Here is a 1,010-nt window from a genome sequence, read left to right as displayed (position 1 = left end):
TCAGCACCGGCAGCGCCAGCGGCAGCACGATGAGGCCGGCAAGCGCGCCGCCACCTTTCAGCCCGGCAGTGAGCGCGGCCGCCACCACCGCCAGGCTGGCCAGCGCCGGCGTGCCGAGCAGCAGCGCGATGGCCAGCCGGACGCCAGCGCCGGCATCGAGACCGAGCAGCACGCCGGCCACCGGCAAGGCGGCCAGCAGCGGCAGCGCCAGGCCGATCCAGTGGGCCAGGATGCGCGCCGCACACACGAGTTCGAGCGCGATTCCGCGGCTGATCAGCTGATCGATGCTGCCATCCTCCACGTCGGGCGCCAGCAGCGTTTCCACCGGCAGCAGGCTGGCGAGCAGCGCCGCCACCCAGATGATACCGGGCGCTATCCGCGCCAGCAGCCGCGCATCGGGGCCAACGGCGAAGGGAAACAGCGCGGCGGCCAGCACGAAGAACATCACCGGCAACCACAGCGCCGGCGAACGGGCGATGAGGACAAGATCGCGGCGGACAAGGATGAGGAACATCAGCCGAGCCGCAACGTCTGGGCGTCATCCAGCCCGATATCGCCATGCACCGCCGCCACGACGAGGCCGCCCGCCGCCCGGTGCGCGGCCATGGCGTGGGCCAGCAGTGCGGCCGACGCAGTGTCCAGCCCGGCGGTGGGTTCATCGAGCAGCCACAGGTCCGCACCCGCCGCCAGCACGCGGGCGAGGCCGGCGCGGCGCTTCTGGCCGGAGGACAGCATGCGGCACGGCACATCGGTGAGTGCGGTGAGGTTCATCGCCGCCAGCGCCACCGGCAGACGGTCCAGCCCTTCATCCAGCCGCGCCCAGTGCGTCAGCTCCGCCCCCAGCGTCTGCCGGGGTTTCAGCGCCACCTCGTGGCCCAGGAAGGCGCGGCGGCCGGCATAGGTGACGCCGCCAGCGGCGGGCGCCAGCAGCCCGGCCAGCAGCCGCAGCAGGGAGGATTTGCCGGCGCCATTAGGCCCCACCAGCAGCAGTGCGCCGCCCGGCTCCACCC

2 protein-coding genes are annotated in these 1,010 nt (G+C 73.3%); both read right to left on the bottom strand.

Going from position 1 to position 1,010, the window contains the following annotated elements:
* The coding region (gene ccmB / locus GJV64_RS14780) for a heme exporter protein CcmB (RefSeq protein ID WP_164158255.1) at positions 1-514 on the bottom strand (514 nt) is incomplete at its 3' end.
* A partial coding sequence (ccmA, locus tag GJV64_RS14775; protein WP_164158253.1) for a heme ABC exporter ATP-binding protein CcmA occupies positions 514-1,010 on the bottom strand: 497 nt, incomplete at its 5' end. The genes ccmA and ccmB, both read right to left, overlap by 1 nt.

Source organism: Sandarakinorhabdus rubra (assembly GCF_010994245.1).
Taxonomy (GTDB): Bacteria; Pseudomonadota; Alphaproteobacteria; order Sphingomonadales; family Sphingomonadaceae; genus Sandarakinorhabdus; species Sandarakinorhabdus rubra.
This window is presented reverse-complemented; position numbering and strand designations above follow the sequence as displayed.